Raw genomic sequence first — 18,984 nt, 5'->3', positions numbered from 1 at the left:
CGGGACGCCGGACGCGGCGGCGGGCGGAGGCTCAGGCCGCGGCGGGCCAGCGCTCGGCGAAGCGCTCCCGGTGGTCGGCGGACTCGGTGACCAGCCGGCGCAGCCGGGCCAGCGCCCGGTGCTGTGTGACGCGGACCGCGTTGGCGGTGAGCCCGACGATCTCCCCGACGTCCTCGGCGCTCAGCCCCTCGGCGCGCAGCCGCACGACCTGCGCCATCCGCGGCGGGAGCCGCTCGAGCAGGGCGAGGGCCGCCGACACGTCGGAGCGGGCGATGGCCTGCTGCTCGGGGCCGAGGGCGTCCTCGACCTGCTCGGGCAGCTCGTCGACGAGCTGGAACGGGGTGCGGGCGTAGCGCCGCTGGGCGTCGGCCACCTTGTTGGAGGCGATGGCGTAGACGAGGGCCGCGAAGGGCGCGCCCTGGTCCTGGTAGCGCGGCAGCACGTCGACGACGGCGAGGCAGATCTCCTGCGTCGCGTCCTCGGCCGCCTCGGAGCCACCGCTGTAGGTGGCCAGGCGGGCCCGGCAGTAGCGCTGCACGGCGCTGCGCACGGCCGTGATCAGCAGGTTCACGGCCACGACCTCGCCGGCGCGGGCACGCGCCAGGAGCTCGGGGTCGGACAAGGCCTGGCCGAGGTCGGTGTTGGTCACCGGCGGACTCCATCAACTCCCCGAGCGGATGGACAGCACGATCTGGAGCGGCCCTGCCGGCGGCTGGCGCCGCGGTGGGACCACCTCTTGCTCTGGTGGTGCCGAGGCCGTGGTGACGACCTCGAAGCCCTCGCATCCCCTGTGAGCGATCCCCCGAACGACTCGGGCACCAGTCTCACGGACCCTTGCCTGCAACCGCTTGAAGCCGGTTCATCGTTACCGGATCGTGATCGCTCGACTGTTGCGCTACTTCATCGGGCAGCAGGCGAGCCCGTGAGCCACGTCGTGGTCCCACGACCGCCGTCCCGTCCCCGGACGGCACGAGGCCGCCCCGCCGGGTGGCGGGGCGGCCTCGTGGTGGTGCTGGTGCTGCTACGCCTCGGTGCTCGCGCCCGGGGCGGGAGCCTCAGTGCGAGTGGCCGTGGCCACCCGCGGCTGCGGGCTCCTCCTCCTCGGGCTTGTCCACCACGAGGGTCTCCGTGGTGAGCAGCAGCGCGGCGATCGACGCGGCGTTGGCCAGCGCGGAGCGCGTGACCTTGACCGGGTCGATGACGCCCGCGGCGATCAGGTCGCCGTACTCGTCGGTGCCCGCGTTGTAGCCGGAACCGGGCTCCATCTCGGCGACCTTCGAGGTCACGACGTAGCCCTGGACGCCACCGTTCTCGGCGATCCAGCGCAGCGGCTCGACGACCGCGCGACGCACGATCCCGACACCGGTCCGCTCGTCACCGGTCAGACCCAGGTCACCGTCCAGCGCCTTCGACGCGTGGATGATGGCCGAGCCGCCGCCGGCGACGATGCCCTCCTCGATGGCCGCACGCGTCGCGGACACGGCGTCCTCGATGCGGTGCTTCTTCTCCTTGAGCTCGACCTCGGTGGCCGCGCCGACCTTGATCACGCAGACGCCGCCGGCGAGCTTGGCGACCCGCTCCTGCAGCTTCTCGCGGTCCCAGTCGGAGTCGGTCCGCTCGATCTCGGAGGAGAGCTGAGCGACGCGCGCCTTCACGGCCTCCGCGTCACCCGCGCCGTCGACGATCGTGGTGTTGTCCTTGGTCACCACGACGCGACGGGCGCGGCCCAGCACCTCGAGGCCGACCTGGTCGAGCTTGAGCCCGACCTCGGGCGCCACCACGGTGCCGCCGGTGAGGATCGCGATGTCCTCGAGCATGGCCTTGCGGCGGTCGCCGAAGGCCGGTGCCTTGACCGACACCGAGGTGAAGGTGCCGCGGATCTTGTTGACCACGAGCGTGGACAGCGCCTCGCCGTCGACGTCCTCGGCCACCACGAAGAGGGTGCCCGACGCGCCGATGACCTTCTCCAGCAGCGGGAGGAGGTCGCTCATCGAGGAGACCTTGCCCGAGTTGATCAGGATGTAGGGGTTGTCGAGGACCGCCTCCATCCGCTCCGGGTCGGTCACGAAGTACGGCGACAGGTAGCCCTTGTCGAACTGCATGCCCTCGGTGAACTCGAGCTCGGTGCCCATGGTGTTCGACTCGTCGACGGTGATCACGCCGTCCTTGCCGACCTTGTCGAACGCCTCGGCGATCAGGCCGCCGATCTCGGCGTCGCGCGCCGAGATGGTGGCCACCGACGCCATGTCGGAGGTCGTCTGGACCTCGCGGGCGATCTCGTGCAGGCGCTTCGTGACGGCCTCGACCGCCGCGTCGATGCCGCGCTTGAGCCCGATCGGGCTGGCGCCGGATGCGACGGCGCGCAGACCCTCGTGGACCAGGGCCTGGGCGAGGACGGTCGCGGTCGTCGTGCCGTCACCGGCGACGTCGTTCGTCTTGGTGGCGACCTCCTTGGCGAGCTGCGCGCCGAGGTTCTCGTACGGGTCGTCGAGCTCGACCTCACGGGCGACGGTCACGCCGTCGTTCGTGATGGTCGGGGCGCCCCACTTCTTGTCGAGGACGACGTAGCGGCCCTTGGGGCCGAGCGTCACCTTCACGGTGTTGGCGAGGACGTCGACGCCGCGCTCGAGCGAGCGGCGCGCCTCCTCGTCGAACTGGAGGATCTTGGCCATGTGTGTGCTGGTTCCTCTGCTTCGGTGCTGCGGACTTACTTGGTGACGACCGCGAGGATGTCGCGGGCGTTCAGCAGCAGCAGGTCGTTGCCGTCGTAGCGCACCTCGGTGCCGCCGTACTTGCTGAAGATGACGACGTCGCCCTCGGCTACGTCGAGCGGGACGCGCTGGCCGTTGTCGTCGATGCGGCCGGGGCCGGTCGCGATGACCTTGCCCTCCTGCGGCTTCTCCTTGGCGGTGTCCGGGATGACCAGACCGAAGGAGGTGGTGGTCTCGGCTTCGAGCGGCTGGACGAGGATGCGGTCCTCGAGCGGCTTGATCGTGCTCGCCACGTCAGGCCCCTTTCACGGGTGTGTGCGGATCGTTCCGCGGTGTCTGTGATGTCTGGGTGGCCGGGGCGTCGTCGCGGGTGCCGTCCCGTCCGCCGACGCGGACCGGGGTCCGCGCTGGCACACTCCTCGTCGGAGTGCTAACTCGACATTAGCACTCGCCCTGACCGAGTGCCAGAAGGCCCCGGGCCCCGAGGAGGAGGGGCACCGTCCGGGGCTCAGCGAGCCCCGGAACGGCACACGGCCCCGGACCTGAGGGTCCGGGGCCGTGCCGCCGGCGCCCGGCCCAAGGGGGGGGAGGGCCGCACGCCGCGTCTGGTGCTGCTCGCGTCAGCGGACGAAGTCTAGTCCCGAGATCGTCTGCGAGTACTCGCCCCAGGTCTGGTTCGTGTACGGCGCGTAGATGTACGTCGACAGGCTGTCGTTGGTCGGGTCGACCTTCAGCATGCGGACCGGGTTCGTCTTGGCGTCGTGCATGGTGGTCAGGAACGAGTAGATCTTGTTGCCGTTCTTGCCGGTGTCGACCCGGGCCTTCTCCGCGTAGCCGACGTGGCCGGAGAAGACCATCTTGATGTTCGGGTACTGGCTGACGAGCTGGTCGAAGAGCTTCTGCCCGCTCGTGTCGCCGTAGCCCTGGTTGGACGAGTCGATGTCGCCGCCGCCGTTGAGGTAGCTGTGCGTCGAGACGATGACGTTGTAGTCGGGGTGCGAGGCGACGACCTGCTTGGCCCAGGTCACCACGCCCGGCCGCGCGCAGAACTCGAGGTTGAGGACCATCCACTTGAGCCCGCCCGCGGTGTAGAGCGAGTAGGTGTTGTCGATCTTGCCGGCCTCGTACGCCCCGCCCACGTCGCCGTAGTCGGCGGCGTCGAAGAAGCTGTTGAAGGTCGACGTGTCGCGCTGGAGCTTGTAGGTGTTCTTGGGGTCACGGGCGCTGCCGCCGACACCGGTCGCCTCGGTGTCGTGGTTGCCGATGCTCAGCGAGTACGGGATGTCCGCGTCGTGGAGCACGTCCATGGCCGCCTTGGCGACCTTCATCTGGCCGTGGTCGTCGGTGTCCCAGTTGACGACGTCACCGGTGTGGTCGACGAAGGCCAGCCCGGGCTGCTTGGCGAGCCAGGTGGTCCGGTTCTTCATCCGCGGGTCGGTCGGGCTGACGACCTCCATCTGGCTGTCGGGGATGACGGCGAAGCTGAACGCGCTGCCGTCCGGCTCCGGCGTCGGCGTCGGCTCGGTGGGCGCGGGGTCACCCGCGTCGCCGGCGGCGTAGAACGAGACGCCCTGGGAGCTCCAGCCGTCGTCGGCCAGCGCGCTGCGGTCGCTCGACGACACCGCCATGCGGTGCTTGTCGCCCTTGGCGTAGCGGTAGACCGGCACGGCGCAGTCGTCGGCCTCGGGGAGGACGTAGAAGCGGACGCCCTGGTCCTCGTAGCCCTCGTCGACGAAGGAGGAGACCTCGCCCGACTTCGCCGTGAAGAGGAAGTCGTTGGCGGACTTGTCGTACATGCGGTGCACGCCGACCAGGCCGTCCTCGTTGCTGCGCGAGGCAGTGAACAGCTCGCCCTCGTCGTCGGTGAAGCCGAGCAGCACCGCGCTCAGGACCTCGGTGGTCCAGTTGGTCAGCAGCGAGGCGCCGTTCTTGGGCTTGACCGTCTGGTAGATCGAGTCGTCGAGCGGGGCGCAGGCCCCGGTCGCGGAGGCGGCGGGTGCAGCGGATGCGCTGGGCGCGAACGCGGCGCTCGCCACGGCGGTGGCGAGCGCCACCGTCCACAGTCGTCGTGCGCGGGCAGTAGGCATTCTCAGGTCTCCTCGTGTTCGTCCCCCGGACGTCGCGGCCGACCATAGCCGAGTTCCCATTCAATTATAAACTTTCGGTAACGAGATAATGATCATGTAACACGATCACCCGGACTGTGGCAGCGGTGCACGACCAGGGCCACCGCGCCGTCGGGGGTGCGGCTCAGGATCAGGGTCGCGGAGGCGGATCCCTGCGGACGCAGGGATCGGCGCAGGTCGACGGGGTCGACGTCGAGACCCCTCCGCTTGATCTCGAGAGTGCCGATCCCCCGCTCCCGGACCCAGCGACGGAGCCGCTTGAGGTCGTACGGGAGCACCTCCTCCACCTCGAACGCGGTCGCTCCCGGGACGCTCACCAGCGTGTCCGACGTGAGGTAGGCGATCTGGGCGTCGAGCAGGCCCGCGCCGAGCCGCTCCCCCAGCGCCGCGACGGCGCCGGCGCGGATGACCGCGCCGTCCGGCTCGTGGACGTAGGTCCCGACGGGACGCACCTCGAGCCGCGCGTCGGTGGCGACGAGACGCTCCGCCGGCCACAGCAGCGCGCTCCGGCGGCCGGCGACGCTCCCCGGGCCGCTCCACACCCCGACCTCGACGACGTCGCCGCCGTGGCTGACCCACTCCGCCTCGGACTCCCGTGGCACCAGGGCGTGCGGCAGCGCCGGGCCGAGCTTGACACCGAGCACGCGCTCGGGCGACGCGAGCGCCAGCAGCGTCGAGAGGTCCGGGCTGAAGTCCTGCGCGCGCCAGACCCGGCCGCGGGCGTCCCGGCGGGCCGGGTCGGCGAACACGCCGTCCCCGGGCTCGAGCCCGGCGCCCAGCACGTCGGCGACGTCGGCGACGACGACCTCGGCCTTCGCGTGGCCCCCGCCCGCCCGGGCCGCCTCGACCGCACCGGCGAGGTTCGCCCGGGCGACGTCGGCCGTCGCGGGGTCGCGCTCGACGGCCACGACGTCCAGCCCGGCCCGGACGAAGGCGACGGCGTCGGCGCCGATCCCGCAGCCCAGGTCGACCACCCGCCGTACGCCCGCGTCGACGAAGCGCCGGGCGTGCAGCGCCGCGACGTCGGGACGGGTGGCCTGCTCCAGCCCGTCCCGGGTGAGCCAGAGCCCCAGCGCCGCGTCCCCGAACTTGGACCGCGCCCGCCGGCGCAGGACCACCTGGGTGAGGGCCGCGGCGGCGAGGTCGGGACCGAAGCGGTTCCGCAGGCGGGTGCCTGCACCCAGGGAGCCCGGGTCCGCCTCGGCCTCGGCCGCGGCCAGCGCCTCGACCGTGAGCCCGAGCGGGAGCGCGGTCACGAGCCGCTCAGACCAGGACGCGGCTGACGGGCAGCGACGAGTCCGCCCCGAGCTCGGGGCCGGAGGGGCGGCCCCCGGCGAGGATCACCTCGGTGCCGAGGACGGCGATCATCGCGCCGTTGTCGGTGCACAGCCCCGGGCGGGGCGTGCGCAGCGCGACCCCGGCCTCGGCAGCCCGCTCCGCGAGCAGGGCGCGCAGCCGGCCGTTGGCGGCGACCCCGCCGCCGATCAGCAGGTCCCGTGCGTCGGTCGCGGCGCAGGCGTCGAGGGCCTTGGCGCTCAGCACGTCGCAGACCGCCTCCTGGAAGCTCGCCGCGACGTCGGCCAGCGGGACGTCGAGGCCGTCGCGCTCGCGGGTCTCGACCCAGCGCGCCACGGCGGTCTTGAGGCCGGAGAAGGAGAAGTCGAAGCGGTGCCGCTCGAGGTCGCGGGCGGAGGTGAGCCCGCGCGGGAAGGCGATCGCGCGGGGGTCGCCCGTCGCCGCCCGGTCGATCACGGGCCCGCCGGGGTAGGGCAGGCCGAGCAGTCGGGCGACCTTGTCGTACGCCTCCCCCGCCGCGTCGTCGATCGTCGCGCCGAGCTCGACGATCCCGCGCCCGCCCTCCTTGCGGCTGGCGTTCCCCGCGATGTCGTCGACGAGCAGCAGCGAGGTGTGGCCGCCCGAGACGAGCAGGGCGACGCTGGGCGTCGGCAGCGGACCGTGCTCCAGCAGGTCCACCGCCACGTGGCCGGCGAGGTGGTTGACCCCGTAGAGCGGCTTGCCCAGCGCGTACGCGAGCGCCTTCGCCGCCGCGACGCCGACGACCAGGGCGCCCATCAGCCCGGGACCGGCGGTCACGGCGACCGCGTCGATCTCGGTGAGGTCGACGTCGGCCTCGGCGCAGGCACGTTCCAGCGTCGGCAGCATCGCCTCGAGGTGGGCGCGGCTGGCGATCTCGGGCACCACGCCGCCGAAGCGCGCGTGCAGCTCGACGCTCGAGGCGACCTCGTTGGCGAGCAGCTCGTGGCCCCGCACGATCCCCACGCCGGTCTCGTCGCAGGAGCTCTCGATGCCCAGGACGAGCGGGCCGGTCACGGTGCCTCCTCGGGCTCGGGTGCGGGCTCCGCCGACGGCTCGAACCCGGTGCGCTCGGCCGCGAGGTCGGTCTCGGTGTCGCGGACGGCCTCGGCGAAGCGGCCCGGCCAGGTCTCGAGGTCGTAGAGCTTCATGATCAGCGCGTGGCGGCCGGGGCCGTAGTAGTCGCGGCGCACGTGCAGCTGCTCGAAGCCGAGCCGCGCGTAGAGGGCGGTCGCCGCCTCGTTGGTCCACTCGACCTCGAGCATGACGGCCCGGGCGCCCGCGTGCCGCACCGCGAGGAGCCCGGCGCGCACCAGCCGGAGCCCGACGCCCTGCCGGCGGTGGGTCGGCGCGACGACGACCCGGTGCAGGTCGGCCAGCTCGCCGACCGTCGACAGCGCGACGACGCCCGCAGGCTGCGCGCCGCGCGCGAGCAGGACCGTCCGGCCCTGCCCGAGCAGCTCGCCCGCCCAGCTCCGCTCGCTCCAGCGCTCGTCGGGGGCGAAGCCCTCCTCCTCGAGGCGCAGGATCGCGGGCAGGTCGTCGCGCCGCGCGGGGAGGAGGCTGAGCTGCAGCGAGGCCACGGAGGGCTCGAGCCCGGCCGCCGCGCCCTCGGCGCTCACCGGCGCACCGCCTGGTCCGGCGGGAGCCGCAGCACCGACTTGCGGCGGCTGGGCTCGGCGGCGTCCGGGCGGCGCAGGTACAGCGGTTCGCTGCCGGCGTCCGGCAGCGCGGGGCCGCGCGCGGCGAGCAGACCGGCGTCGAGCGTGCGCGGGCCGTCGACGACGTCGAGCCGGTCGGCGTAGAGGTCGGCCCCCGGACCCACCGTCGGCAGCCGCGGGACGTCGTCGGGGCTGCTCACCTCAGGCCCTTGCAGCCGGGTGCCGTCGCCGGCGTAGCGCGCCCAGTAGACCTCGCGCCGCCTCGCGTCCGTGGCCACCACGAACTCGGGGTGGCCGGACCCCCCTGCGTGCGCGAGCGCGATCACGTCCAGGCTGCACACCCCGTGCAGGGTGGCGCCGCGGACGTGGGCCAGCACCTGGGCGCTGACGATCCCGACCCGCAGGCCGGTGAAGGGGCCCGGCCCGAGGCCGACGACGACCCGGTCGACGTCGCCGAGCGTGGCCCCCACCGCACCGAGGGTGCGGTGCACGAGGGGCACGAGCTGCTCCACGTGCGCCATCCGGTCGGTCACGCGCTCCGAGGCGAGGACCTCGCTCCCCCGGGCCACCCCGACCGTGACGTCGGTCGACGTGTCGAGAGCGAGCGTCAGGCCCGTTCCGGGCTCAGCCACGATCCACCTCCGCGTACGCAGGACGGCGCGGGTCGAGCGCGCCGAGGTCGACGCCGGACCAGCGCTCGCCGAAGGGTCGCAGGAGGGCGAGCCGGCCGCCCTCGGGGTCGTGCACGAGGTCGACCTCCAGGCGGTGGTCCCAGCTCTGCTCGACCAGGCCGCGGCCCCACTCGACGACCGTCACGCTCTCGGGCGCGCTCGCGTCGAGGTCGAGGTCGTCGAGCTCGGCGGCGCTGCCGAGCCGGTAGGCGTCCACGTGCACCAGCGTCGGCCGGTCCTCCGCGGTGGCGTGCACGCGCGACAGCACGAACGTCGGGGAGATGACCGCGCCCGTCACGCCGAGCGCGCGCCCGAGGCCCTGGGTCAGCGTGGTCTTGCCCGCGCCGAGCTCGCCGGAGAGGACAAGCAGGTCGCCGGCGCGCACGACCTCGCCGAGACGGCGTCCGAGCTCCTCGGTGGCATCGGCGTCGGGCAGCGTCAGCACCTGGGGCAGCGCCTTGGTGAGCACGACGCCGTGGGGCGCGAGGCGGGCGACGGCGTACCCGCGTCGCCCCCAGAACGTGATCAGCTCGGCGAACTCCTCGCGGGCGAAGAGGTCGACGCGGCGGTGGCCCTGCAGCGCGGCGAGGTCCTCGGCGGCCGCGACCATGGCGCTCGCGATGCCGTGGCGCTGGAAGTCGGGGTGCACGGAGACGCGGGCGAAGGTCGCCACGTCCTCCCTCGTGCTGCCCACGAGGATCGCGCCGGCGGGCCGGCCGTCGACGGAGGCGTAGATGCCGCCCCCGCGGCGCAGCGCCTCGGCGAGGCTCTCGGCCGTCTCCCGGTCCGCCGTGGAGGGCGGGTCGATCGGCGGCCGGGCGCCGAACGCGGCGTGCACGACCTCGACCATCGCCGCCGCGTGCTCCGCCGAGGCCACGACCACGACGGGCTCGGACTGCGGCGGATTCACGGCAGCGAGGTTACTGGCAGCCTCCAGCACGCCCGTCCGGCGAACAGGGGGTGAACGCACGAGCGGCACCCGCCCCCGTGGAGGTGGGTGCCGCTCGGTGCTGCAGCCTCGAGGTCAGGCCTGGGCGCCCCAGGTCTCGGAGCGCGGCTGACGGTCGGTCCGCGGGCCGCGACGCGGGGGACGGGCCCCCCGCGGGCCGCCCTGGCCGCCACCACGGGGGCCGCCGGGGCCACCCGGACGACGCCCACGACCGGCCTTGCGGACCGGCGGGTCGATGATCGCGCGGAAGTCGGCCTCGGACACCGCGTCGTACGACGGACGGCGGCCGCCGGTGAGGGTGTCGAGCTCCTCGTCGCCGGGGGTGCCGACCATCTGGTCGGCGGTCACGGCCGCCTGGCCGAGGAGGCGGGTGACCTCGCGGCGCTGGTGCGGCAGCACGAGGCTGACGACGACGCCCGTGCCGCCGGCGCGGGCCGTGCGGCCGGCGCGGTGCAGGTAGTCCTTGGAGCCGGCCGGCGGGTCGACCTGGAGCACCAGGCCGACGTCGTCGACGTGGATGCCGCGGGCCGCGACGTCGGTGGCGACGAGGGCGGGGACGGACCCCTCCTTGAACGCCTCGAGGATGCGGGTGCGGGCGCCCTGGGTCAGGCCGCCGTGCAGCGCACCGGCCATGACGCCGGCCTCGCGCAGCTGCTCGGCGACGCGGTCGGCACCGCGCTGGGTGCGCACGAAGACGATCGTGCGGCCCTCGCGGGAGGCGATCTCAGCGGTCAGCGGGGCCTTGTCGTGCGGCGCGACCTGGACCATGAGGTGGCTCATCGTCGTGACGCTGGCCTTGGCCGAGTCGACCTCGTGGGTGACCGGGTCGACCAGGTACTGCCGCACGATGCGGCCGATGCCCGAGTCGAGCGTCGCCGAGAAGAGCAGCCGCTGGCCGCCGCTCGGCACGGTGTCGAGGATCGTGGTGACCGCCGGCAGGAAGCCGAGGTCGGCCATGTGGTCGGCCTCGTCGAGCACGGTGACCTCGACGCGGCTGAGGTCGAGCTCGCCCTGCTCCATGAGGTCGATGAGGCGACCCGGGGTCGCGATGACGATGTCGACGCCGCGCGAGAAGGCCCGCAGCTGCGGGACGTAGGACATGCCCCCGGCGATGAGCACGGTGGAGAGCCCGGCCACGCGGGCCAGGGGCTCGAGCGCCTCGTTGACCTGCATGGCCAGCTCGCGCGTAGGCACCAGGACCAGGCCGCGCGGCGGCTTGCTCGCCTGGCCGCCGGTGAGGCGGGTGATCATCGGCAGGCCGAAGGCGAGCGTCTTGCCCGACCCCGTCTGGCCGCGGCCGAGCACGTCGCGCCCGGTCAGCGCGTCCGGGATCGTCGCGGCCTGGATCGGGAAGGGCGTCGCGATGCCGGAGGCCTCGAGCGTGGACACGAGGTTCGCCGGCAGGCCGAGGTCGGCGAAGGTGCCCTCGAAGGCGGGGGTGGGCGTCACGGCTGCGGTCTCCTCGACCTCGACGAGCTCGGGCTCGCGCTCGGAGTCACGCTCGCGGGGCGGGCGGACCTTGGTCGTCCGCGGCGCGGACGCGTGGTGCGAGCGGTCGGAGCGCTCGGCGTACGCCCGGTTGGCCGGACGCTTGTCGTCGTAGGAGTCGAAGAACGACGGACGGCCCGACGCGGTGCGCTGCGGACGGTCGTCGCGCTGGGGTCGGTCGTCGCGGCGCGGACGGTCGTCGCGACCGTAGGAGGAACGGTCGTCGCGGCTGCGCTGCGGGCGGTCGTCCCGGTTGTACGAGCCACGGTCGTCCCGGTTGTACGCGGGACGGTCGTCGCGGCCGTACGACGGGCGGTCGTCGCGGCTGCGCTGCGGACGGTCGTCGCGGTTGTACGAGGGACGCTCGTCGCGGCCGTACGACGGGCGGTCGTCACGGCTGCGCTGCGGACGGTCGTCACGGTTGTACGAGGGACGCTCGTCCCGGCCGTACGACGGACGGTCGCCGCGCGAGCGGTCGTCACGCCCGTAGGACGGACGGTCGTCGCGGTTGTAGCTCGGACGGTCGCCGCGCGAGCGGTCGTCGCGGTTGTACGAGGGACGGTCGTCACGGTTGAAGGCCGGACGGTCGCCGCGGGAGCGGTCGTCACTCCCGTACGCGGGGCGGTCGTCCCGGTTGTACGCGGGGCGGTCGTCCCGGTTGTACGCGGGGCGGTCGTCCCGGTTGTACGAGGGGCGGTCGTCGCGCGAGTACGACGGACGGTCGTTGCGCTGCGGGCGGTCGTCGCGCGGCGGGCGCGTCGACCACTCGCCGCGGACGCGGCCGGTGTCGCCGCCGCGGGAGGTGCCAGCGTCGCGGGCGGGACCGCCGCGCAGGGGTGCGCGGGGCTTGCCGCCGCTGCGGCGCGGGGTGTGACCGCGGGAGGCGCGCTCAGCCGCGGACCAGCGCTTCTTGGGGATGCCGTCGGCACCGTTGGACTTCGGGGACATGCGTCACTCGTTTCTCTCCCCGGGGTCGGGGGATCTCGGTCAGGTACGTCAACGACCGTGATCGACTGCAACGACTCTGTGCGCAGGAGAGGGAAGACGAACCCAGGTGCGCCGCTCTCGGTGGAGGGCGCTGCGTCCCGAAGGTGGATGTGCCGCTCGGGTTGCTCTCAGTGTACAGTCCTGGCCCCGCGGAGTCGAAACGGCGGCCTGCGACCCCACGTCGGTCCTCCGCCAGGCGGTCAGCGGCCCTCCGCCGCTCAGCCCGCGAGCGTCACCGCGAGGTCGGCCCGCCCGCGGGTCGCGGCGACGACGTCGGCGTTGACCTGGTCGCTGCCGGTCGCCCAGGCGAGCGCCTCCGCGTGGTCGGACCCGTAGGACTCCCGCCGGCGCACGAGACGGCCGACGCGGACGTCGTCGGGCACGTCGATGAACCACACCTGGTCGAGCAGCCGGGCCACCTCCGCCCACTCCCCCGTGGTGCTGAGGAGGTAGTTGCCCTCGGTGACGACGAGCGGCACCTCGCGCGGCACCGGCAGGGCCGAGCCCAGCGAGGTCTCGCTCGCCCGGTCGAACTCGGGCGCGTGCACGTACGGCTCCCGCTGGTCGCGCAGCCGCCGGAGCAGCGACACGTATCCGCCGACGTCGAAGGTGTCGAGCGCGCCCTTGCGCGCCCGGCTCCCCCAGGCCACGAGCGTGGTGTCGGCGAGGTGGAAGCCGTCCATGGGCACCAGCACCGCCAGCTCCGGGCCGAGCGCGCCGACGAGCGTCCGCGCCAGCGTGGTCTTGCCCGCACCGGGCGGACCCGTGATGCCGAGCAGCACCCGGCGACCGGACGCGGCGAGCCCGGCGGCCCGCTCGACGAGCTCGGTGGTGGCGACGCGGAGGGTCTCAGGCACGGTCAGCTCCCTGGTCAGTCCCAGCGGCGCGCTCCAGCACCCGGTCGTACAGGTCGTCGAGGACGGCGTCGAAGACGTCGGGGTGCTCCATCAGGCCGAGGTGCCCGCAGTCCGGCACCCGCAGCGCGGTGGCCTGCGGCATCAGCTCGATGATCTTGTCGGTGTGCTCGATGGGCGTGATCACGTCGTCGAGGCCGCCGACCACCGCGCACGGCACCTGGCTCATCACCGTGAAGGCCTCGTACTCGTCGAGCTCGGAGAAGGTCGGGTAGAAGTCGGCCACGACCTCCAGCGAGGTCTCGCCGAGCATCTCGCTGGTGAGCTCGACGAGGTTCGCGGGCACGTCGGAGCCGAAGGCCATCCGCTTCGTCACCACGAAGCCGAGGTCGGTGCCGGCCCGCCGGCTCCGCTCCACGAGGTCCGGGACGCGGTTGAGCCCGGCGAGCAGCGGCGGCGCGACGCGCGAGAACACCCGGCCCGGGATGGCGCGCACCGGGGAGTAGTCGGCCATCTCGCCCGCCGAGGTGGAGAAGAGCGCGACCCCCTTGACCTGCGGGCCGAACAGCTCGGGGTGGGACAGCGCCAGGTGCATGATCGTCATCGCGCCCATCGAGTGCCCGACGAGCACGACGGGCCCGTCGCCGGTGACCTCCGCGAGCACCTGCCGGAGGTCCTCCGCGAGCTGCGGCACCCGGCAGTACTCCGCCGAGGAGTGCCCCGAACGGCCGTGCGAGCGCTGGTCGTAGAGCACCTCGCGCACCCGGCCGCGGAAGTGCTCGCGCTGGTAGAGCCAGCAGTCCATGCTCAGCGCGTAGCCGTGGACCAGCACGAGCGTCGGCGCGTCCTCGGGCAGCGGCGGCAGGGGGTTGCCGTACGCGGCCGCCGGGTCCTCCGCCCGCTCGTCGACCTCGACGTGGAGCGGCACCCCGTCCGGGGTGCGCAGCGCGGGCCCGCTCGAGCGCGGCGGGACGATCTTCGCGTCCTCGACGTCCGCCCGGCCGATCCGCTTGCTGACGACGCGCTTCTCGAGCTCGAGTCCCGCGGCGACCCCGCCGGCCGCGAGGGCGAGCACGCCCGCGACCAGCCCGACGCCGGCCCCGAGGTGGTGGCCCAGGCCGCCGCCCACCCACGAGGGCAGGGAGGGGTTCGGACGGGCCGAGGGACGGCGCGGCCGCGCCCGGAGCAGCCGGCCGGCGCTGCGGGTGCCGCTGCGGACCAGGTCGCGCGAGGCCATCAGCGGACCTCCGCCACCGTGGCCGAGGGGGTCGCGGTCGGGTTCAGGTAGCGGCGCGGCACGCGTGCCCCGATGCGCGTGACGACCTCGTAGCCGATGGTCCCGCAGACCGCGGCCCAGTCGGCGGCGGTCGGGACGTCCGGCCCCGCGCCGAACAGCGTGACCTCGTCGCCGGGCTCGGCCCGGCTCCCCGACCCCAGCTCGACGACGAGCTGGTCCATGCAGATCCGGCCGCGCACGGGAGCGCGGCGACCGCGGACGGTCACCTCGGCGACGTTGCCCGCGTGCCGCGGCACCCCGTCGGCGTAGCCCAGCGGGACCAGCCCGACGACGGTGTCCTCGGGCGCGGTCCAGGTCCAGCCGTAGGACACCCCGGCGCCGGCCGGGATGCGCTTGACCAGGGCGAGCTGGGCCCGCAGGCGCATCACGGGGGTCAGCGTCACGCCGGCGAGCGCGGCGAGCCCGGGGGCGGGCTCGACCCCGTACGCCGCGATGCCGACCCGCACGAGGTCGAAGCGCGCCTCGGGCAGGACCATCGCCCCGGCGGAGTTGGCCAGGTGGCGCAGCTCGGGCTCGAGCCCGGCCAGGCGCGCCTGCTGGTACGCGCGGTCGAAGGCGGCGAGCTGCACCGCGACCGAGGGGTGGCCCGGCTCGTCGGCCGCGGCGAGGTGCGACCAGAGCCCGACCAGGCGGAGCGCACCAGCGCCGACGGCCTCGGCGACCGCGGCGAAGAGCTCGTCCCAGCCGGCCTCGGGCGCGCCGTTGCGGGTCAGGCCGGTGTCCACCTTGAGGTGCACGCGGGCCGGACGTTCGGCCACCGCGGCGGCCGCGGCCAGCCGGGAGACGTCCTCGGCGCTGGAGGCGGAGACGTCGACGTCCGCCGCGACGAGGGGGCTGAGGTCCTCGGAGGGCCCGTAGAGCCAGCACATCAGCAGCCCGGTGTCGCCGGCGGTCCGCAGCGCGAGCGCCTCGCCCGGGGTCGCGACACCGAGCCAGCCGGCCCCGGCGGCCCGGGCCTCGCGGGCGCACACGAGCATCCCGTGCCCGTACGCGTCGGCCTTGACCACGACCATCAGCGCGGCGGCGCCGACGTGCCCGGCGAGCACGGCGACGTTGGCGCGGAGCGCGGCGAGGTCCACGTCGGCGCTCGCGGTCGCCGGGTCGATCGCGGGTCCGTACGCCGGCAGCGGGTCGGTGCCCGCCGCGCCGCTCACGGGTGCCGCTCCTGCCACCAGGCGCCCAGCCGGTCGGCGCACCGCTCGGCGAGGACGTGAGGCGGCAGCGGCCCGGGGTGCGCGGCGGCGGTCTGCGCCTGGAGCGAGGCCCCGAGCACCGCGGCCTCGTGCGCGGGACGGCCGGAGGCGAGCACCGCGGCGCACAGCCCGCCGAGCGTGTCGCCCGAGCCCGCGCGTCCGGTCCAGGACGGGCCGGGCACGGCGACCTCGACCGTGCGGACGCCGGGTCGCGCGACGAGCTGCGTCGCCCCCTTGAGCAGCACGGTCGCCCCGGTCCGCCCCGCCCCGGCCCGCACCGCGGCGAGCGGGTCGTCCTCGACCTCCGAGCGCTCGATACCGAGCAGCCGGGCGAGCTCACCGGCGTGCGGCGTCAGCAGCCACGAGTCGGGCAGCCGGTCGGGGCGGTGGCCGATGCCGTCGGCGTCGAGCACGCCGGGCACCTCGGAGGCCACCGCGTCGGCCACGGCCCGGTCTCCGTCGGCGCGCTCGCCCCAGCCCGAGCCGAGCAGGTGGGCCTGCACACGGCCCGGGGCGAAGACGACGTCGGGCAGGTTCGCGGTGATGGTCGCCCGGGCGGACTCCGGCCCGACGAACCGCACCATCCCGGCCCCGCCGTGCACGGCGCCGTAGGTGGCCATGATCCCGGCGCCGGGGTAGGTCTCGGAACCGCAGTCGACCCCGACGACGCCCTTGGCGTACTTGTCGCTCGAGCGGGCGGGCCAGGGCCAGGCGTCCGCCACGCGCGCGGCGTCCCAGGCGTCGAGCTCGGGCTCCTCGGCGGAGGTGTCGAGGCCGATGTCGACGAGCACGAGCCGACCCGTACGGGCGCGGGCGGGCTCGAGGAGGTGGCAGGGCTTGGCCACGCCGAAGGTCACGGTCACGGCCGCGCTGACCGCCGCACCGGGGACGGCGCCGGTGTCGGCCGCGACGCCCGAGGGCAGGTCGACCGCGACGACCGGGACGCAGGCGTCCGCCAGCCGCCCGACTAGGTCGGCGACGTCGTCGGGCAGGCCCGGACGGCCGCCGATGCCGAGGACGCCGTCCACCGCGAGGTCGTACGCGTCGAGCGCGGCGAGGGCCTCGGTCCCGACCACCCGGCCGCCCGCGGCGCGCAGGGCGGCCAGGCCCTCCGCGTGCGGCGTGCCGAGGACGCCGACCGCGTCGACCCGCACCCCGCGGCGCGCCAGCCGGGCCGCGGCCCACAGGGCGTCGCCGCCGTTGTTGCCCGGACCGACCAGGACGAGGACGTGGGTGCCGTAGACGTGGCCCGCACGGGTCCGCAGCTCGTCGGCGAGCACCGCCGCCAGCCCCGCCGCGGCGCGCTGCATCAGGGTGCCGTCGTCCTGCGGGCCCATCGCGGCCCGTTCCAGCCGACGGACCTGCTCGACGGTGAAGGCCTGCACGTCCGCGACCCTATCGAGTCGTCCGGAAGGCTCCGCGACGTCAGCCCTCGCAGACCACGACGGCGGAGGCGATGCCGGCGTCGTGGGACAGGCTCACGTGGATCGAGGTGATGCCGGCGGCCTCGGCCTGCGCGGCGACGGTCCCCCGCACGACGAACGTCGGCCGTCCGGTCGGGTCGGTCACGACCTCGGCGTCCTGCCACGACATCCCCTGCGGGGCGCCGAGCGCCTTGGCCAGCGCCTCCTTGGCCGCGAACCGGGCGGCCAGCGACGCCACCGGCCGCTCGGCCTCGGCGGGGGTGAACAGCCGCGCGACGAGCCCGGGCCGCCGCTGCAGCGTCTGGCCGAACCGCTCGACGTCGCAGACGTCGATCCCGACGCCGACGATCACTCGACGGTGACGGACTTGGCCAGGTTGCGGGGCTGGTCGACGTCGTGGCCCTTGAGGGTCGCGAGCTCGCAGGCGAACATCTGCAGCGGCACGGTCGCGAGCAGCGGCTGCAGCAGGGTCGAGACCTTCGGCAGCGGGACGAGCACGTCGGCGTACGGCAGCACCTCGTCGTCGTCGGCCTCGGCGAGCACGACCGTGCGCGCACCGCGCGCCCGGACCTCCTGCAGGTTGGACAGGACCTTGTCGTGCAGCATGTCGCGCCCGCGCGGCGGGATCACCACGAAGACCGGCAGCCCGTCCTCGATGAGCGCGATCGGGCCGTGCTTGAGCTCGCCGGCGGCGAAGCCCTCGGCGTGGATGTAGGCCAGCTCCTTGAGCTTGAGCGCGCCCTCGAGCGCCACCGGGTAGCCGACGTGGCGCCCGAGGAAGAGCACCACCCGCTCCTCGGCGAAGTCGGCCGCGAGCTTGAGCACCGGGTCCATGTCCTCCAGCACCGAGGCGATCGCGTCCGGCATCGCCGCGAGCTCGGCCATCGTGGAGGCGATCTCGTCGCCGAACTTGGTGCCGCGCACCTGCGCGAGGTAGAGCCCGAGCAGGTAGCAGGCGACGATCTGGGTGAGGAAGCCCTTGGTCGAGGCGACGCTGATCTCCGGGCCGGCGTGGGTGTAGATCACCGCGTCGGACTCGCGCGGGATGGTCGCGCCGTTGGTGTTGCACACGGCCAGCACGCGGGCGCGCTGCTCGCGGGCGTGCCGGATGGCCATCAGCGTGTCCGCGGTCTCGCCGGACTGGCTGATGGCGACGACGAGGGTCGTCGGGCCCACGATCGGGTCGCGGTAGCGGAACTCGCTCGCGAGCTCGACCTCGCAGGGGATGCGCGTCCAGTGCTCGATCGCGTACTTGGCGACCAGGCCCGCGTACGAGGCGGTGCCGCAGGCGATGATGATGATCTTGTCGATGCGGCGCAGCTCCTCCTCGGAGATGCGCACCTCGTCCAGCGTCAGGCGCCCGTTCTCGTCGTGGCGCCCGAGAAGGGTGTCGGCGACGGCCTTGGGCTGCTCGTAGATCTCCTTGCGCATGAACCAGTCGAAGCCGCCCTTCTCCGCGGCCGAGAGGTCCCAGTCGACGTGGAAGGGGCGCACGTCGGCCGGCACGCCGTCGAAGTCGGTGACCGTGACGTCGGAGTCGGTGATCACCACGACCTGGTCCTGGCCCAGCTCGATCGCGTCGCGGGTGTGCTCGATGAAGGCCGCGACGTCGGAGGCGAGGAAGTTCTCACCATCCCCCACGCCGACGACGAGGGGTGAGTTCCGTCGTGCGGCCACGACCTGGCGAGGGCCCTGCGCGTCGACCGCGACGAGGGTGAACGCGCCCTGGAGGCGGTGGCAGACGAGCCGCATCGCCTCGGGCAGCCCGACCCCGGCCGAGACCTGCTGGCCGAGCAGGTGCGCGACGACCTCGGTGTCGGTCTCGGAGACGCAGGTGACGCCGTCCTCGGCGAGCTCGGTGCGCAGCGCCGCGAAGTTCTCGATGATGCCGTTGTGCACGACGGCGACCCGGCCGTCGGCCGACACGTGCGGGTGCGCGTTGACGTCGGTCGGGCCGCCGTGGGTGGCCCAGCGGGTGTGGCCGAGACCGAGCCCGTCGGCGGGCAGCGCGTGCGCCGCGAGCTCGGCGTCGAGGTTCGCGATCTTGCCGGCCTTCTTGGCCACGTGGATGCGCCTGGTCGGGGGGTCGGAGGGGGGTCGTCCCCCCTCGGCAGCACCGCGCCCGTCGCTGACCACGGCCACGCCGGCAGAGTCGTAGCCGCGGTACTCGAGGCGGCGCAGCCCCTCGACCACGACACCGAGGGCCGGCCTCGGACCCACGTAGCCGACGATTCCGCACATGCGGCGCAGCCTACGGGAGCGCGGCGGCCCGGCCCGGAACCGGAGGAATCCTCCGCCGCGTCGCCCGC

General features: G+C 74.3%; 16 protein-coding genes. All 16 read right to left on the bottom strand.

The window, feature by feature from the left end; translation table 11 throughout:
- Window positions 1–31 precede the first annotated feature (31 nt).
- The 16 genes from BLU42_RS00905 to glmS all read right to left on the bottom strand — a co-directional run bounded on the left by BLU42_RS00905 (window position 32) and on the right by glmS (window position 18,916).
- Complete coding sequence (locus tag BLU42_RS00905; protein WP_091072418.1) at window positions 32–649, bottom strand: sigma-70 family RNA polymerase sigma factor; 618 nt, start codon at window positions 647–649, stop codon at window positions 32–34.
- 406 nt (window positions 650–1,055) lie between these two features.
- Window positions 1,056–2,672: a chaperonin GroEL gene (gene groL / locus BLU42_RS00900; protein ID WP_091072415.1), complete on the bottom strand. Its 1,617-nt coding sequence runs from the start codon at window positions 2,670–2,672 to the stop codon at window positions 1,056–1,058.
- 35 nt (window positions 2,673–2,707) lie between these two features.
- Window positions 2,708–3,004 (bottom strand): co-chaperone GroES, encoded by a 297-nt coding sequence (gene groES, locus BLU42_RS00895; RefSeq protein WP_091072411.1) that lies wholly within the window; start codon window positions 3,002–3,004, stop codon window positions 2,708–2,710.
- Window positions 3,005–3,331: 327 nt separating this feature from the next.
- Complete coding sequence (locus BLU42_RS00890; RefSeq protein ID WP_157719707.1) at window positions 3,332–4,765, bottom strand: metallophosphoesterase; 1,434 nt, start codon at window positions 4,763–4,765, stop codon at window positions 3,332–3,334.
- A gap of 125 nt (window positions 4,766–4,890) precedes the next feature.
- The gene (locus BLU42_RS00885; RefSeq protein WP_091072404.1) at window positions 4,891–6,093 is read right to left on the bottom strand and encodes a class I SAM-dependent methyltransferase; all 1,203 of its coding nucleotides are present in this window, start codon (window positions 6,091–6,093) and stop codon (window positions 4,891–4,893) included.
- Window positions 6,094–6,100: 7 nt separating this feature from the next.
- Window positions 6,101–7,168, bottom strand: coding sequence for a tRNA (adenosine(37)-N6)-threonylcarbamoyltransferase complex transferase subunit TsaD (gene tsaD, locus BLU42_RS00880; RefSeq protein ID WP_091072399.1), 1,068 nt, complete (start codon window positions 7,166–7,168; stop codon window positions 6,101–6,103).
- Window positions 7,165–7,773: a GNAT family N-acetyltransferase gene (locus tag BLU42_RS00875; protein WP_091072396.1), complete on the bottom strand. Its 609-nt coding sequence runs from the start codon at window positions 7,771–7,773 to the stop codon at window positions 7,165–7,167. The genes tsaD and BLU42_RS00875 overlap by 4 nt, the downstream gene beginning before the upstream one ends.
- Complete coding sequence (tsaB, locus tag BLU42_RS00870) at window positions 7,770–8,444, bottom strand: tRNA (adenosine(37)-N6)-threonylcarbamoyltransferase complex dimerization subunit type 1 TsaB (RefSeq protein WP_231918382.1); 675 nt, start codon at window positions 8,442–8,444, stop codon at window positions 7,770–7,772. The genes BLU42_RS00875 and tsaB overlap by 4 nt, the downstream gene beginning before the upstream one ends.
- A complete protein-coding gene (tsaE, locus tag BLU42_RS00865; protein ID WP_231918381.1) occupies window positions 8,437–9,393 on the bottom strand; it encodes a tRNA (adenosine(37)-N6)-threonylcarbamoyltransferase complex ATPase subunit type 1 TsaE in 957 nt (318 codons plus the stop codon). The genes tsaB and tsaE overlap by 8 nt, the downstream gene beginning before the upstream one ends.
- A 114-nt stretch (window positions 9,394–9,507) precedes the next feature.
- Window positions 9,508–11,868 carry a DEAD/DEAH box helicase gene (locus BLU42_RS00860; protein WP_231918380.1) on the bottom strand — a complete coding sequence of 787 codons (2,361 nt, stop codon included), beginning with the start codon at window positions 11,866–11,868 and terminating at the stop codon, window positions 9,508–9,510.
- A gap of 257 nt (window positions 11,869–12,125) precedes the next feature.
- Window positions 12,126–12,764 (bottom strand): nucleoside/nucleotide kinase family protein, encoded by a 639-nt coding sequence (locus tag BLU42_RS00855; RefSeq protein WP_091072394.1) that lies wholly within the window; start codon window positions 12,762–12,764, stop codon window positions 12,126–12,128.
- On the bottom strand, window positions 12,757–13,998 hold the full coding sequence (locus BLU42_RS00850; RefSeq protein ID WP_091072391.1) for an alpha/beta fold hydrolase: 1,242 nt from the start codon (window positions 13,996–13,998) through the stop codon (window positions 12,757–12,759). The genes BLU42_RS00855 and BLU42_RS00850 overlap by 8 nt, the downstream gene beginning before the upstream one ends.
- Entirely contained in the window at window positions 13,998–15,212 is a 1,215-nt protein-coding gene (gene alr / locus BLU42_RS00845; protein ID WP_231918379.1) for an alanine racemase, read from the bottom strand. Before alr ends, BLU42_RS00850 begins: the two co-directional genes overlap by 1 nt.
- Complete coding sequence (locus BLU42_RS00840; protein ID WP_231918378.1) at window positions 15,209–16,636, bottom strand: NAD(P)H-hydrate epimerase; 1,428 nt, start codon at window positions 16,634–16,636, stop codon at window positions 15,209–15,211. The genes alr and BLU42_RS00840 overlap by 4 nt, the downstream gene beginning before the upstream one ends.
- 40 nt (window positions 16,637–16,676) lie before the next feature.
- Window positions 16,677–17,027, bottom strand: coding sequence for a holo-ACP synthase (locus tag BLU42_RS00835; RefSeq protein ID WP_091072388.1), 351 nt, complete (start codon window positions 17,025–17,027; stop codon window positions 16,677–16,679).
- Window positions 17,024–18,916, bottom strand: a complete 1,893-nt coding sequence (gene glmS, locus BLU42_RS00830) for a glutamine--fructose-6-phosphate transaminase (isomerizing) (protein WP_091072384.1) — start codon at window positions 18,914–18,916, stop codon at window positions 17,024–17,026. The genes BLU42_RS00835 and glmS overlap by 4 nt, the downstream gene beginning before the upstream one ends.
- Between the last annotated feature and the right edge of the window lie 68 nt (window positions 18,917–18,984).

The sequence above is a fragment of the Microlunatus sagamiharensis genome, from assembly GCF_900105785.1.
In the GTDB taxonomy this organism is placed as follows: domain Bacteria; phylum Actinomycetota; class Actinomycetes; order Propionibacteriales; family Propionibacteriaceae; genus Microlunatus; species Microlunatus sagamiharensis.
Note: the sequence above shows the minus strand (reverse complement) of the source record. Positions and strands in the feature narration are given on the sequence as shown.